The organism is Actinoplanes nipponensis, from assembly GCF_016862275.1.
Classification (GTDB): Bacteria; Actinomycetota; Actinomycetes; order Mycobacteriales; family Micromonosporaceae; genus Actinoplanes; species Actinoplanes nipponensis.
The window spans coordinates 20,305-34,784 of sequence record NZ_BOMQ01000101.1; the positions used below are offsets into that span (position 1 = coordinate 20,305).

Genomic DNA, 14,480 nt, shown 5'->3' on the forward strand with positions numbered 1-14,480 from the left:
CCCGGCCCGCCGCCGCGGTAATCCAGTTGGCCGCCGCGGGGGCCCGGCCTACGCTCCGGCGATGATGGAGACCGACCGGCTGCGGCTGGCGCCCCTGGACGTACCGCTGGCCCGGGCCGTCGTGGCCGGCGACCGGGAGGGCCGGGCCTGGCACCCGGAGTTCCCCACCGAGGACGACCGCGAAGCCTGCGCGATGACGCTGCGGGCCCCCGACCCGGCGTTCGGCTCCCATGTCGTCGTGGAGCGCGAGTCGGGGCTGGCCGTGGGCACCATCGGCTGTTACGGCCCGCCGGACGCGGCCGGCACGCTGATGATCGGCTACGGGCTCGTGCCCGCGGCCCGCGGGCGGGGCTACGCCACCGAGGCGCTGCGGGCGCTGGTGGTCCACGCGTTCGCCCAGCCGTCGGTGCGGGAGATCACGGCCGACACCCTGACCGACAACGTCGCCTCGCAGAAGGTGCTGGAGAAGGCCGGCTTCACCCACACCCACTCCACCGCCGAAGCCCGCTGGTACCGGCTCAACCGGCCGGACAAGCCCTAGACTCGCGCCATGGGTGATCATCACGGGGACCGGCCGCGCATCGGCGTCATGTTCGACCGCGACCGCGCGCCCGAGGAGCTGGCCGGGTTCGCCGCCGCGGTGCAGGAGGCCGGCGCCGACGACCTGTGGGTGGTGGAGGACCTCGGCTGGGCCGGCTCGATCAGCGCGGCCGCGATCGCCCTGGCCGCGACCGACCGCCTGCGGGTGGGCATCGGCATCGCGCCGGCGGCGCTGCGCAACCCGGCCCTGCTGGCCATGGAGCTGGCGACACTGGCCCGGGTCCACCCGGGCCGGCTGGTGCCCGGGCTGGGCCACGGGGTCGCGGAATGGATGCGCCAGGTCGGCGCGGAGCCGGCCAGCAAGCTGGCCCTGCTGGAGGAGACGATCCTCGGGGTACGGGCGCTGCTGAGCGGCGAGACGGTCACCCTGCGCGGGCGGGAGGTCACCATCGACGGCGTCCGCCTGGTGCACCCGCCGGCCGAGGCGCCGCCGCTGGTGACGGGCGTGGTCCGGGCGCGTTCGCTGGAGCTGTCCGGGCGCGTCGCCGACGGGACCATCATCGCCGAGGGCATCGGTCCGGACCGGATCGCCGCGTCGCTGGTCCACATCGACCGGGGCCGCGCCGCCGGCGACCGGCCGGCCCATGAGCTGGTCGTCTTCGCGTTCCTGCACGTCGAGGAGGACGCCGCCCGGGCCGCGGCGGCGACCCGGGACATCGTGGCCACCCAGGCGGCCTGGCTCGGCGCGGCCCCCGAGGAGCTGTTCACGCTGATCGGCCCGGCCGCGGTCGTGCCGGAGCGGGTCGGGGCGCTGCGGGCGGCCGGCGCGGGCACGGTCGTGCTGCGCCCGCTCGGCCCGGCGCCGCTCGAGCAGGTGCGCGCGGCGCTGGCCGCTCTGCGGGAGTGAACGCGCCGGGTGGGCCGGCCCACAGGACCGGCGGGGGTCGGCCCCGCCGCGTCGCGGCCGGAACGCGAGCGCCCGGCCTTATCGTCTCGTCATGACGCGCATCCTGCTGATCACCGGCGGCACCAGTGCGGGTTCCCTGCACACGGCGGCCCTGCGGACAGCGGCACGGTCCGCCCCGGCGGGGCTGACCGCCGTGCTCTACGACGGCCTGCGCACGCTGCCGGCGTTCGTGCCCGGGGAGCAACCGGCGCCCGAGCCGGTGGCCCGGCTGCGCGACGAGGTCGGCGCGGCCCAGGCCGTGCTGTTCAGCACCCCCGAGTACGCCGGGTCCCTGCCGGGCAGCCTGAAGAACCTGCTGGACTGGCTGGTGGACGGCGGCGACCTCAACGGCAAGCCGGCCGCGTGGCTCTCGGTGGCCGCGCCCGGGCAGGACGAGAGCGCGCTGACCGCGTTGCAGACGGCCCTCAGCTTCGGCAACGCCCGGCTGCTGCGGCCGGCCTGCATCCGGGTGCCGCTCGACCCGGCCGCCGTCGACGCGGCGGGACTGGTCACCGACCCGCAGTTGCACCGGGCCGCGCAGGACATCCTGCGGGCGCTGGTGCAGTCGGCGGCCGCCCCGCGGCCCCGCGCGCAACCGTCCTGGCAGGCCTATTCGAGCGTCTTCCCGGTGGTGATGCGGCGCGACGCCGGCACGCCCCGCGGGTGGCGGCCGCCGGCGTGACGCTCAGCCCTGGTCGCGGACGGCGAGCCGGACCGCGACGGTGACGCCCTCGTCGAGCCCCTCGGCGCTGCGGACGTGGGCCTTGACCGGCACGACGTAGGCGCCGTCCTTGGGCCACAGCGAGGTCTCCCACGCGGTGCCGCCGATCCGGGCGACGACCGGGATCATGCCCCAGCCGTAGCTGGCGTACGACCAGGAGCGCAGCGTGGCGCACTCCGGCTCGGGCACCGTGACGAAATACCACGGCGCCGGCCCGCGCCAGTACCAGATGTCACCGCGGAACTCGAGGTCCATGACGGGCATGATGGCAGAGCGCCGCGACCCGGCCGCGCCGGTGGGCACGGCCGGGCCGGGGCGGGCGGGTCAGCCCAGGCGGGCGTACACGTCGTCGAGCAGGCCGTGGTACATGTCGCTCTTGGCGTTGAAGTTCGGGCCGCCGATGCGCAGCGGCAGGTTGTTGGCGATCGACAGGTTCGCCGGGACGGCGAGCCGGCCGCGCTGCTGCCCGTCGACGTAGACGGCCAGCACGGCGCCCGAGCGCTGGCACATGATGGTGTGCCACTTGGCGTCGGCGACCCCGACGGTGCTGCGGACCAGGTAGATCTTCGTCGAGCCCTGGCCGACGACGACGCAGTGCGCGCGGCCGTTGCGGGCGCCGATCTGCATCTTCCACTGGCTGGCCGTGCTGACCACGCCCTTCTGCACCACGTTGGACGAGCCGGTGACCTGGGCCCGGGTCAGCCGGACGGAGGCGCCCCAGCGGAACTGCCGGGTGCCCGGGTCCAGGTCGGGGTCGTCGCTGCCCTCGAGCAGGGCGCGCGGACAGATCCGGGCCTTGGCGGAGCAGGCCGCGGGGAAGGAGGCGTCCCGGTCGGCGGTGGTGCCGGGGAAGGTCACCCGGCCGCCGGAGGTGGCGCGGACCGTCAGGGCGGTGCCGCGGCCGGAGTTCTCGGCGACGCGGCCGGTGGCGCCGGCGCCGGAGTTGAAGCTGTAGCGGGCGACGGTGACGGGTGCGGGTGCGGCCTGGGCGGCCTGGGGTGCGGCGAGCGCGGGCGGGGCGATGGCGAGGGCCGGCAGGGCGGTCATCGCGAGGGCGAGGGCGGCTGTCTTGGCTGCGAAAAGCATGGGACAAAAGGTACGGAAGTCTTGATAAGCCGCATTAGCTACGGCCTCAGCGTGTCGGCTGGTTCTTACAGCAGACCGGCTGACTCGGCAATCATGCAGACGGCCACCAGCCGCATGAGGTGCCACTCGGCCGCCAGCCAGGCCGAGCCGGACACGTACGCGTGGCCCGGCTCCGGCACCGGACGGCCCATCCGCACCGCGGCCGCGACGATCGACGTGGCGTAGGCGGCCAGCCCCGCGGCGTCGACCGGCCGGCCGGCGGCGCGCAGCGCGTCCCGCACCGCCGCGGCGTGCTGGTCGACCTGGGCGAGCAGGCCCGCGTCGCCGAGCGCGGCGGCCAGGCCGTCGACACCCACCCGCGCCATCATCTCGTCCAGCAGCGCACGGGCCGGGTCGGCGGCGGGAGCGGTGGAAACCGGGGCAAAGGCCAGGAATTCGTTCGTCATGGGAAGGACGCTAGGGCCTCGCGCCACCGGTTGACAGCCGGGTAACCGAACGGCACCCGACCGCTGCCCGCTACGCACCCCGCGGGCACAGAAACCCCCGCGAAAGGTACAGCAGACCTTATCCGGGGAGCTGATCCATGGCCCGGTAGATGCGCTTGTCGGAGACCGGGTACGCGGTACCCAGCGCCTGCGCGAAGAAGTTGATCCGCAGCTCCTCGATCATCCAGCGGATCTCCCGCAGCCCCTCGTCGGCCGGCCCGCCCGCGGGCAGCTCGGCCCGCAGCTCGCGATACTCCCGCTCGATCTCGTGCACCTGGTTCATCAGCTGCCGGTCGCGGGCCAGCGTGCCGCCGAGGCGGTCCAGCCGATGCAGCATGCCCCGCAGGTAGCGCGGCAGGTGGTGCAGCTGCCTCCACCCCGTCCCGGTCACGAAACCCGGATGCACCAGGCCCTTGAGCTGCTGGCGGATGTCGGCGAGGGCCGGCAGCAGCGCCGGGTCGCGGGTGCCGCCGAGCCGCTGCTCGACGTCGTACGCGGTGGCCAGCACGGCGCGCACCTGGGTCACCACGTTGGCCACGGCGTCCACCAGGTCGGCGCGGACCTCCTCGCGCAGCCGGGTGAACCCCTCCTTGTCCCAGGCCGGGCCGCCGGCGTCGGCCACCAGCTTGTCCACGGCCGCGCCGGCACAGTCGTCCAGCAGCTCGGCGATCGAGCGGTACGGGTTGCCCCGCGACAGCTCCAGCTTGGCCCGGTTGTCCAGCCGGCCCTGCAGGAAGCGGGCGGCCGGCGGCAGGGTGAGCAGCAACAGCCGCCGGGTGCCGGCCCGCATCGCCTCCCGCTGCTCGGCCTCGGTCTCGAAGACCCGCACGGCTACGCTGTCGCCCTCGTCGGCCAGCGCCGGATACACCGTCACCTCGTAGCCGCCGCGGACCTGGGCGATCGAGCGGGGCAGGGCGCCGAAGTCGTTGGTGGTGATGCCGCGGCGCTCGATGTCGCCGGCGGCCGCGGAGATGGTCGCCTGCACCTTGGGGGCCAGGCCGGCCCGCAGCACGTCGAGGTCGCGGCCCTCGCCGGCCACCGCGCCGTCCTCGCCGAGCACCCGGAAGTTGATCCTGAGGTGCTCCGGGACCTGGTCCGGGCGCCACGCGTCGCGCGGCACGACGGTGCCGGTGAGCCGGCGCAGCTCGGCGCCGACCGCGTCGCTCAGCGCGCCGCGGCGGGCCGGGATGCGGCTGAGCACGGCCTCCGCCCAGTCCGGCACCGGCACGAAGCTGGTGCGCAGGTGCTTGGGCAGGGCCCGGATCAGCGCGATCACGACGTCGCGCCGCAGGCCCGGCACCGACCAGCCGAAGTCGTCGGCGTCGAGCTTGTTGAGCAGCGGCAACGGCACCTGCACGGTGACCCCGTCGGCGGCCTGGCCCGGCTCGAACTGGTAGCTCAGCGGCAGCCGGACCTCCCCGGCCAGCCAGGCGTCCGGATAGGCGGCCGGGTCGACGGCGTCGCGGCCCGCGTTGACCAGCATCTCGCGGGTGAAGGTCAGCAGCTCCGGGTCGTCGTGCCGGGCCTTCTTCCACCACGCGTCGAAGTGCCGGGCGGAGACCACGTCGGCCGGGATGCGCGCGTCGTAGAGGGCGTACACGGTCTCGTCGTCGACCGCGATGTCCCGGCGGCGGGCCCTGTTCTCGATCTCCTCGATGCGCTCGAGCAGCCGGGTGTTGTCGGCGAAGAACTTGTGGTGGGTCTCCCAGTCGCCCTCGACCAGCGCGTGCCGGATGAACAGCTCCCGGCACAGCGCCGGGTCGACCCGCGCGTAGCCGACCTTGCGGCGGGGCACGATCGGCAACCCGTACAGGGTCACCTTCTCGTACGCCATCACCGCGCCCAGCTTCTTCTCCCAGTGGGGCTCGCTGTAGCTGCGCTTGACCAGGTGCGGCGCCAGCTGCTCGGCCCACTCCGGCTCGATCCGCGCGTTCACCCGGCCCCACAGCCGCGAGGTCTCGACCAGCTCGGCCGACATCACCCAGCGGGGCTGCTTCTTGAACAGCGCCGAGCCGGGGAAGATGGCGAACTTGGCCCCGCGGGCGCCGAGGTACTCGCGCTTGTCGGTGTCCTTGAGGCCGATGTGCGAGAGCAGCCCGGCCAGCATGGCCGTGTGCACGGCCTGGGCGCCGGCCAGCTCGTCGCGCTCGTGCAGGGTGAGCCCGAGGGTACGGGCGACCTGCCGCAGCTGCGAGTAGATGTCCTGCCACTCGCGGACCCGCAGGTAGTTGAGGAACTCGGCGCGGCACAGCCGGCGGAACTGGTTGCCGGACAGCTCGCGCTGCTGCTCGCGCAGGTAGTTCCAGAGGTTGAGGTAGCTGAAGAAGTCCGATTCCTTGTCGGCGAACCGGGCGTGCTTCTCGTCCGCCTGCTGCTGCTTGTCGGCCGGGCGCTCGCGCGGGTCCTGGATGGACAGGGCCGCGGTGATCACCATGACCTCGGCCAGGCAGTCCTGCTTGTCCGCCTCGATGACCATGCGGGCCAGCCGCGGGTCGACCGGCAGCTGGGCCAGCTGGCGGCCCAGCGGGGTGAGCTTGCGGCCGGCCAGCGCGCCGAGCTCCTCGAGCAGCTTCACGCCGTCGGTGACGTTGCGCTTGTCCGGCGGGTCGATGAACGGGAACGCCGCCAGGTCGCCCAGCCCCAGCGCGGTCATCTGCAGGATGACCGAGGCGAGGTTGGTGCGCAGGATCTCCGGCTCGGTGAAGGCGGGACGGCCCTCGAAGTCCTCCTCGGAGTACAGCCGGATGCAGATGCCGTCCGAGGTGCGCCCGCAGCGGCCCTTGCGCTGGTTGGCGCTGGCCTGCGAGACGGCCTCGATGGGCAGCCGCTGCACCTTGAGCCGGCTGCTGTAGCGCGAGATGCGCGCGGTGCCCGGGTCGATCACGTAGCGGATGCCGGGCACGGTCAGCGACGTCTCGGCGACGTTGGTGGCCAGCACCACCCGGCGGCCGGTGTGCCGCTGGAAGACCTTGTGCTGCTCGGCGGCGGACAGCCGGCCGTACAGCGGGACGATCTCGGTGTTGCGCAGGTTGCGCCTGGTCAGCGCGTCGGCGGCGTCGCGGATCTCGCGCTCGCCACTGAGGAAGACCAGGATGTCGCCGTCGCTCTCGCGGCCCAGCTCGTCGACGGCGGCGGCGATGCCCTCCACCTGGTCGATCGGCTCCTCGCGCCGCTGCTGGGCGTCCCGGTCGGAGTCCTGGTCCCCGGCGCCGGTCTCCTCCACCAGCGGGCGGTACCGGACCTCCACCGGGTAGGTCCGGCCGGACACCTCGATCACCGGCGCCGGGCCGGCCGGGCCGGCGAAGTGCTCGGCGAAGCGCTGCGTCTCGATGGTCGCCGACGTGATGATCAGCTTCAGGTCGGGGCGCTGGGGCAGCAGCTGGGCCAGGTAGCCGAGGATGAAGTCGATGTTGAGGCTGCGCTCGTGGGCCTCGTCGATGATCAGCGTGTCGTAGCGGCGCAGCATCCGGTCGTTCTGGATCTCGGCCAGCAGGATGCCGTCGGTCATCACCTTGACCATGGTCTCGTCGGTGACCTGGTCGGTGAAGCGGACCTTGTAACCGACCGTCGCGCCCAGCGACGTGCCCAGCTCCTCGGCGATGCGCTCGGCCACCGTGCGCGCGGCGATCCGCCGCGGCTGGGTGTGCCCGATCTGGCCGCGCACCCCGCGGCCCAGCTCCAGGCAGATCTTCGGCAGCTGGGTGGTCTTGCCCGAGCCGGTCTCGCCGGCGATCACCACGACCTGGTGGTCGCGGATCGCGGCCAGGATGTCGTCGCGGCGCTGGCTGACCGGCAGCTCGGCGGGATAGGTGATCGGCGGTACGGCGGCCAGCCGCGTGGCGCGGCGCTGCTCGGCCTGGGTCACCTCGGCGGCGATCTCGGTGAGCACGGCGGCGCGGGCCACCTCGTCACGGATCCGGCGGGTGCCCTCGATGCGGCGCCGGAGCCGGCGCTCGTCGCGCGGCAACAGCTCGGACAGGCGGCGGCGGAGCTCGGCGAGGTCCGGGCTGACGGGTGTGACAGACATGGCGGCTCAACAATAGGCAGACGCGGCCCGAAACGCCTGGTGATTATCGCCGCGTTGCCGTCACACCCGGGACAGCCCGTCGATCTGCGCCATCTCCCCGTCGGTCAGCCCGAAGCCGTCGATCTGCGCGTTGCGGACGATCCGCTCCGGGTTGGCGCTCTTCGGGATCACCACGATCCCGTGCTGGAGGTGCCAGCGCAGCACCACCCGGGCCGGGTCGACGCCGTGCGCCGCCGCGATCCCGGCCAGCACCGGGTCCCGCAGGTCGGTGGTCTTGAACGGCGAGTAGCCCTCGACCACGACGCCGCGCTCCCGGTGCTCGGCGACCAGCTCGGCGTCGTACAGCTTCGGTCCCCAGCGGACCTGGTTGACCGCCGGCTTCTCCCCGGTCGCGGCGACCAGCTCGTCGATCTCCGCGGTGGCGTGGTTGCTCACCCCGACGGACCGGGCCAGGCCGGCGTCGCGCAGGGCCAGCATCTCCCGCCAGACCGCGATGCCCCGGCCCCGGCGCGGCGGCCAGTGCAGCAGCCACAGGTCGACCGCGTCGACACCGAGGGCGGCCAGGCTCTCCTCCAGCGTGGCCCGCTCCCGGCCGGCCCGGTCCGGTGTGATCTTGGTGGTGAGGAAGACCTCGTCGCGGGGCACCCCGCTGTCCCGCAGCGCCCGGCCGACCTCGGCCTCGTTGGCGTAGAGGGTGGCGGTGTCGAGGTGGCGGTACCCCGTGGCCAGGGCCGCGCGCACCGCGTCGTACGCGACCTCGCCGCGCATCTGCCAGGTGCCGAAGCCCAGCAGCGGCATGTCGAGCGGCCCGCCCACCGGTACGGAGGGAATCGTCATGTCCCCATCTTGCCCGGGTCGCCCCGTGTCCCCCCGCGTGTCTCATTCGATATCTCTCCCGACAGCGTCCGGCCGGCGGGCCGGCAGAGAGAGACCGAGGGTGCCATGATCGTCGTCGCCGAGGACCACGAGGACATCCGGTTCGTGCTGCAGCGTGCCCTGGAGCGCGCCGGCCACCAGGTGGTCGTCGCCAGCGACGGCGCCGCGGCCCTGGAGGCGGTCCGCAAGCACCACCCGGACATCGTGGTGACCGACGTGGACATGCCCCGGATGACCGGGCTCGACCTGTGCCGGGCGATCCGCGCGGACGCCCGGCTCAAGCACATCCCGGTGGTGCTGGCCAGCGGCTCGATGCTGCCCGGGGACGAGCGGGCGGCCGAGGTCGGCGCCAGCGCGACGCTGCTCAAGCCGTTCCTGCCGGCTCAGTTGCTGGCGTGCGTGGCGGAGCTGATGCCGCCGCGGCCGGCCTGATCCGCCGCCAGTGACGGGGGCGTCGACTCCTCGGCGGCCGCGCGCTCGGCCAGCGCCCGCTCCAGCGCGGTCCGGTCGGCCGGGGCGGGCTGCTCCCCGGCGGTGGCCAGCGGCAGGGTGAAGTGGAACCGCGTACCGCCGCCGGGGTTGTCGGCGACGCCGATCGTGCCGCCGTGGCGTTCCACGATCCGCCGGCAGATGGCCAGCCCCAGCCCGGTGCCGGCGTAGCCGGCGGCGGTGCGGGCGCGGTGGAACGACTCGAAGATGTTGGGCTTGTCCTCGTCCGGGATGCCGATGCCCCGGTCGGCGATCTCGATCCGGGTCCAGCCGGGCGGCCCCGGCTGCGCCGTCACGTCGATCCGCGCGTTCCGTCCGGCCGGCACGTACTTGAGGGCGTTGCCGATCAGGTTGTCCACCACGTGGCGCAGCATCGCCGGGTCGGCGCGCACCTCGGGCAGCGGCCCGACGTAGCAGTCGGGCGGCGGCGCCCCGCCGGGACGCGCCGGCTCGATGCGCTGCTCGATCACCTCGGCGACCAGCGGGTCGAGCGGCACGGTCCCGAGCTTGAGCGGCGCGTCGCGCGAGGTCGTGTAGGCCAGCAGCGTGTCGATCAGCGCGGCCATCCGGTCGGCGTTGCCGGCGATCCGGCCCAGCGCGGCGCGCGCCCCGGCCACCTCCGCGCTGTCCGGGGCGTCGGCGAGGTCCTCCGACGCGGTCTCGCAGTGCCCCCGGATCACCGCCAGCGGCGCCTTGAGGTCGTGCGCGACCACGCCCGCGAAGACCGCCAGGTCGGTCTCGTAGCGGCGCAGCTCCGTGATGTCGTGGAAGACGGCGACGGCGCCGTGGCGCCCCGCCGCGTTGGCGTCCAGCGGCCGGCCGTCCACGCTGACCAGGATCCCGTCCGGCCGCCGGTCGTTCCGGATGATCATCTCGACGCCGTCGGACTTCTCCCCCCGCAGCGCCCGGACCAGCGGCATCTCCTCGACCGGGAACGGGGTGTGCCCGTCGGGGCGGTACAGGCCGTAGTGCTCCTGCCAGCCCTGCGGTCCGTCGATGTCGTCCGGGACGCCGAGCAGCGCCTTGGCCGCCGGGTTGTGCAGCAGGAACGCCCCGGACTCGTCGACCACCCCGACGCCGTCGCCCAGGCTGCTCATGATCGCGCCGAGCAGGCCGGCCTGGCGCCGGCTCTCGGCCTCGGCGGTGCGCAGCTCGGCCGTCGCGACCAACACCTGCGCGCGGGCCCGGGAGCGACCGGTGGCCAGGACGCACACCAGGCAGGCCAGCATGAGCGTGATCGACAGGCCCCCGGCCAGCACGATCGCCGGCATGCTGCTGTACGCGCCGGGCAGGTTGCGCGAGTCCGCGGCGGTCACCAGCGTCCAGTGCCGGTCGGCCACCGGGAAGGTCGCCTGCCGGGTCAGGTCGCGCCCGCCCGGGGCGTCGTACCCGGCCACCAGGACCCGGCGGCTGTCGCCGTTGACGGCGTACAGCTCGCCGTCGAGCGTGCCCTGGCTGGCGGTGCTCAGCACGCCGCCGAGGAAGTCCTGGCCGCGCAGCCCGAGCGCCACCCAGCCGCGGAACTCCGGGACCTGCCCGCGCGGGGTGACGCTGCTGTAGACGGGGGCGGCGAACACGAAGGACAACTGCTGGCGGTCCGGCGGGATGCCCCGGTCGCGCAGCAGCACGTACGTGTCGGAGACGGTGGGCCGGCCGGTACGCCGCGACTCGACCAGCGCGGCGCTGCCCTCCGACGACGGCGCGACGTCCAGTCCGGTCGCGGCCACGCCGTTGCCGTTCAGCGCGCGCTGGAAGATCGCGAAGTAGTGCTCGGGGTGGCTGCCGCTGGGCGTCAGCCGCAGCCCGGCGGCGCCGCGCCCGCGCCAGAACGCCTCGACCCGGGGCACGTCGCCGGTCCGGGCCGGCACGACGAAGGCGACCGAGGTGGCGCCGAGCAGGCCGGCGTCGGCGAGCGGACCCGTGGCGGCGGCGAAGTCGGCCGCCGTGAGCCCGGGGTTGGTGCCCAGCCCGGCGGCGACCGCCTGCAGCAGATTGCGGTAGCGCCCGGCCTCGCCGGCGACGGCCGCGCGGGCCACGGAGGTGCGCTGGTCCATCACCCGGTCGGCGCTCTCGCGCTGGTCCGAGCGCAGCTGCCGGGCGGTCAGCAGGGTGGCGGTGAGCCCGACGATCAGGACGGTGGCGGCCAGCAGCGGGCCGACGAAGCGTCCCTGCCACGCTCCCGTCGCGCCGTCCTGCGGCCCCGCACGGCGACCCCTCACTGCTCGGAGCATAAGGGGCAGATCACCCCCGCCGGCGAGGTTCCGCCGACGGGGGTGAGCGGCACTCACTTCCAGGTGTCGTATTGGTACAGGTCGTAGGCGGCCATGATGCCGGTGACCTTGGTGTAGTAGTTCGGGTCGGTGGCGTACCCGGCCTTCCACACCGCCCAGATGAACTTGTTGGCGTCCTGGGTGTGGACGAAGGCCCCGGCGTAGCGGCTGTTGACCCGCAGGAAGCTGCCGTGGTCGCGGAACGAGTGCGACTGGCTGGGGTACGTCCGGAAGCTGGCCGAGGTGGCGAAGCAGGTGCCGGCCTTGGTGCACTCGTTGGTGCGGTACACGTGGCAGCCGTCGGCCAGCTTGCCGTAGCTGCCGTTCTGGCACTTGATGCCGAAGTAGTTGCGGTCCACCGACGCCAGGCCGCTGCGGCCCCAGCCGGACTCGAGGATGGCCTGGGCGATCGTCACCGACGGCGGGACGCCGTACTCGCGCCAGCCACGCTGCGCGCCGGGCACCGAGTTCGCGATGAACTGCGCCGGGGTCAGGGTGACCGACGGCGCCGGGACGCTCGCGCCCGCGCACACCGGCAGCGCGCCGGAGTAGACGTAGGCGTGCGAGATGTAGGAGCCGGTCGGCGTGCGGTCCCACTGGTTGGTGGAGCGGACCGTGCCGTCCACCAGCTGACCGGTGACCGCGCAGGTCAGGTCGACCTTGGTGCCGCTGGCGACCGTGCCGGTCACCGCCTCGGTGGTGGCCGCGCCGGAGCGCAGATTCACGCTGCCGTCGGTGCTCTTGACCGTGCCGATGACGTAGCGGGCGGTGCCGGAGGTCTTGGTCCTGCTGGGTACGGCGGTCGGCGAGCTGGCGGCGCACCGCGACAGCGCGCGGGCCGTCCGTACGTAGCCGTGCGAGACGTAGTGGCCGGTGCTGAGCCGGTCCCAGGCGGTGGTGGTCCGCAGCGAGCCCTTGACCTTCTGGCCGGTCACGAAGCAGGCGACGGTGACCTTCTGCTGGTTGCGGACCGTGCCGACCACCTTGGCGGTCAGCGCGGGCGCCGAGCGCACCTTGAGCGTGCGGCCGACCTTGATGGTGGCGGACACCCCGGCCGCGTCGGCGGTCCCGGGCGCCACGATCAACCCCGCGCCGAGCGCGGCGAGCAGCAGCGGCGCGGTGAGCAGCCGGCGGGCAGTGTGCAGCATGAACGTCCCCTTCGTGGCCGCCGGCATCCGTGTCGCGGCGTTCGTTCGAAGGTCGCGGGGCGGCGTTGCGGGGCGGGGCTGCTTGCGGGTGCATCCGCGTTGCCGGAGGGCGGCGGCGGGGACATCGGGGCGAATGCCACCGAAGGGGGACTATGATCCGCGGCGCGTACCTGCTTGAGATGTGGGCTGTCTGGGCAATGCGGAAGCGCTCGACTCGACACGTACAGGAGGACACCGCCGATGACCGCCCTGGCATCCCGCCCCGCGGAGGGCGCCGAGCCCGCCCCGGCCGACCGGCCGGGACGCGGGTTCTGGCACGTGGTCGGGCACGCGTGCGTCGCCCTGCTGGCCGCGGCCGGGGTGGCCGCGGTGTACCTGGCCTGCGTGCGGACCCCGCTCGGGCAGAGCGTGGACACGCTCATGATGCGCGGCGCCGACGTCCGCCACGAGCGGGTGGTGCAGGTGCTCGACCGGGCCCTCAACGGCACCAGCCTGGCCAGCCTCGTGCTGGTCTGCGTGGCCGCCGCGGCGATCGGCTTCATCCGCCGGCGCGTCGACCTCGCGCTCGCCGCCGGACTGCTGGTGATCGGGGCCAACGCCAGCACCCAGCTGTTCAAGACCCGGCTGCCCCGGCCCGACCTGGACGGCTTCCCGGCGCCGAACTCGTTCCCGAGCGGCCACACGACCGCGGCCGCCTCGGTGGCGTTCGCCCTGATCCTGGTGCTGCCGTTCGCGATCCGGGGCACGGTGGCGCTGATCGGCGCCGCCTACGTGACCGTCATCGCGATCGCCACCGTGTGGGCCGAATGGCACCGGCCGAGCGACACCGTCGCGGCCCTGCTGGTCGTGCTGGCCTGGGGCGCGGGCGCCTCGGCGCTGGTCCGGGCCGGGCGCGCGCGGATCACCGGGGTCACCGCCCGGCCGAACCGGCTGGCCATGCTGCTGTTCGGCGGCCTGGGCGCGCTCTGCGCGGTGGCCGGGCTGCTCGGCATCGGCGCCGTCGTGCTCTCCGAGCGGGTCGTGCCGGACCTGGTCTCCGGCCGGTTCGCCTTCTTCGCCGGCGCCGCGGCCATCACGGCCGCGGTGGCCGGGGTCTTCGCGATCTGGGTTCGGCTCGCCGCCGGCGACCGGCCGGTGGGATCCGGATCCGTCCTGGCGTCCGCGCACCCGGCGCCGGCCGCCGACTGAGGAGGAACCTGACCATGACCACCCCTGCCGAGAACCCCCCGCCCGCCACCATGCCCGGCGCGGCCGGCGCCGTCCCGCCGGGCCCCGCCGGCGTGCCGGCCATGCCCGCCGCCGACCCGGCCGCCGGGGCCGTCGCCGTCCCGACCGTGTCGGTGGCCGCCTACCCCGACTACGCGCTGGCCCAGCGGGCGGTCGACTACCTCTCCGACAACCAGTTCCCGGTGCAGAAGACCAGCATCATCGGCACCGATCTGCGCCTGGTCGAGAACGTGCTGGGCCGGATGACCACCGTGCGGGCCGCGCTCGCGGGCGCCGCCAGCGGCGCCTGGTTCGGCCTGTTCATCGGGCTGTTCATCGGCATCTTCAGCGACTCGAACTGGTTCGGGCTGATCTTCCTGGGCCTGCTCATCGGCGCGGCCTGGGGCGCGATCTTCGGCGCCATCGCCCAGGCGATGACCGGCGGGCGGCGCGACTTCACCTCGCGCAGCTCGCTGCAGGCCGGCCAGTACGCGGTGGTGGTGGAGGCCGACGCCGCCGACGAGGCCCGCCAGCTGCTGGTGCGGCTCAACTGGCAGGCCAGCGGCGCCTCCTGACCCGGACCGCCCAGGAGCGCCGTCACCCGCGGGGGTGACGGCGCTCCGTCGTTGCAGGCGGGTTACCGCAGCGAGTCGAGCTGGCCGCGCAGCTTGGTCAGCGCCCGGGTC

13 protein-coding genes are annotated in these 14,480 nt (G+C 74.2%); 6 read left to right on the forward strand and 7 right to left on the reverse strand.

Annotated elements, in window-relative coordinates:
- Window positions 1–61: 61 nt before the first annotated feature.
- The 3 genes from Ani05nite_RS39635 (at window position 62) to Ani05nite_RS39645 (ending at window position 2,168) form a co-directional block, all read left to right on the forward strand.
- Complete coding sequence (locus tag Ani05nite_RS39635) at window positions 62–541, forward strand: GNAT family N-acetyltransferase (protein WP_203777165.1); 480 nt, start codon at window positions 62–64, stop codon at window positions 539–541.
- Between the two features lie 9 nt (window positions 542–550).
- A complete protein-coding gene (locus Ani05nite_RS39640; RefSeq protein ID WP_203777169.1) occupies window positions 551–1,447 on the forward strand; it encodes an LLM class flavin-dependent oxidoreductase in 897 nt (298 codons plus the stop codon).
- A 91-nt stretch (window positions 1,448–1,538) separates the two neighbouring features.
- Window positions 1,539–2,168 carry an NADPH-dependent FMN reductase gene (locus Ani05nite_RS39645; RefSeq protein WP_203777171.1) on the forward strand — a complete coding sequence of 210 codons (630 nt, stop codon included), beginning with the start codon at window positions 1,539–1,541 and terminating at the stop codon, window positions 2,166–2,168.
- 3 nt (window positions 2,169–2,171) lie between these two features.
- Here the strand turns inward: Ani05nite_RS39645 and Ani05nite_RS39650 are convergent, their stop codons facing one another.
- The 5 genes from Ani05nite_RS39650 to Ani05nite_RS39670 form a co-directional block, all read right to left on the reverse strand.
- Window positions 2,172–2,462: a DUF1905 domain-containing protein gene (locus Ani05nite_RS39650; RefSeq protein WP_203777173.1), complete on the reverse strand. Its 291-nt coding sequence runs from the start codon at window positions 2,460–2,462 to the stop codon at window positions 2,172–2,174.
- A gap of 69 nt (window positions 2,463–2,531) precedes the next feature.
- On the reverse strand, window positions 2,532–3,293 hold the full coding sequence (locus Ani05nite_RS39655) for a LamG-like jellyroll fold domain-containing protein (RefSeq protein WP_203777175.1): 762 nt from the start codon (window positions 3,291–3,293) through the stop codon (window positions 2,532–2,534).
- Between the two features lie 65 nt (window positions 3,294–3,358).
- Entirely contained in the window at window positions 3,359–3,739 is a 381-nt protein-coding gene (locus Ani05nite_RS39660) for a DUF6401 family natural product biosynthesis protein (RefSeq protein ID WP_203777177.1), read from the reverse strand.
- A 118-nt stretch (window positions 3,740–3,857) separates the two neighbouring features.
- Window positions 3,858–7,805 (reverse strand): ATP-dependent RNA helicase HrpA, encoded by a 3,948-nt coding sequence (hrpA, locus tag Ani05nite_RS39665; RefSeq protein ID WP_203777179.1) that lies wholly within the window; start codon window positions 7,803–7,805, stop codon window positions 3,858–3,860.
- Window positions 7,806–7,865: 60 nt separating this feature from the next.
- On the reverse strand, window positions 7,866–8,642 hold the full coding sequence (locus Ani05nite_RS39670) for an aldo/keto reductase (RefSeq protein ID WP_239131089.1): 777 nt from the start codon (window positions 8,640–8,642) through the stop codon (window positions 7,866–7,868).
- Between the two features lie 105 nt (window positions 8,643–8,747).
- Here Ani05nite_RS39670 and Ani05nite_RS39675 point away from each other — a divergent pair, with 105 nt between their 5' ends.
- A complete protein-coding gene (locus Ani05nite_RS39675) occupies window positions 8,748–9,113 on the forward strand; it encodes a response regulator (protein WP_203777181.1) in 366 nt (121 codons plus the stop codon).
- Here the strand turns inward: Ani05nite_RS39675 and Ani05nite_RS39680 are convergent.
- Both Ani05nite_RS39680 and gsmA read right to left on the reverse strand, forming a co-directional pair.
- The gene (locus Ani05nite_RS39680; RefSeq protein WP_239131090.1) at window positions 9,065–11,389 is read right to left on the reverse strand and encodes an ATP-binding protein; all 2,325 of its coding nucleotides are present in this window, start codon (window positions 11,387–11,389) and stop codon (window positions 9,065–9,067) included. The two genes, Ani05nite_RS39675 and Ani05nite_RS39680, sit on opposite strands and share 49 nt — an antisense overlap.
- Before the next feature lie 65 nt (window positions 11,390–11,454).
- The gene (gsmA, locus tag Ani05nite_RS39685; RefSeq protein ID WP_203777185.1) at window positions 11,455–12,588 is read right to left on the reverse strand and encodes a sporangiospore maturation cell wall hydrolase GsmA; all 1,134 of its coding nucleotides are present in this window, start codon (window positions 12,586–12,588) and stop codon (window positions 11,455–11,457) included.
- Between the two features lie 240 nt (window positions 12,589–12,828).
- Here gsmA and Ani05nite_RS39690 point away from each other — a divergent pair, with 240 nt between their 5' ends.
- Window positions 12,829–13,776: a phosphatase PAP2 family protein gene (locus Ani05nite_RS39690; RefSeq protein ID WP_203777187.1), complete on the forward strand. Its 948-nt coding sequence runs from the start codon at window positions 12,829–12,831 to the stop codon at window positions 13,774–13,776.
- Between the two features lie 14 nt (window positions 13,777–13,790).
- On the forward strand, window positions 13,791–14,369 hold the full coding sequence (locus Ani05nite_RS39695) for a general stress protein (RefSeq protein WP_203777189.1): 579 nt from the start codon (window positions 13,791–13,793) through the stop codon (window positions 14,367–14,369).
- Window positions 14,370–14,480: the final 111 nt, after the last annotated feature.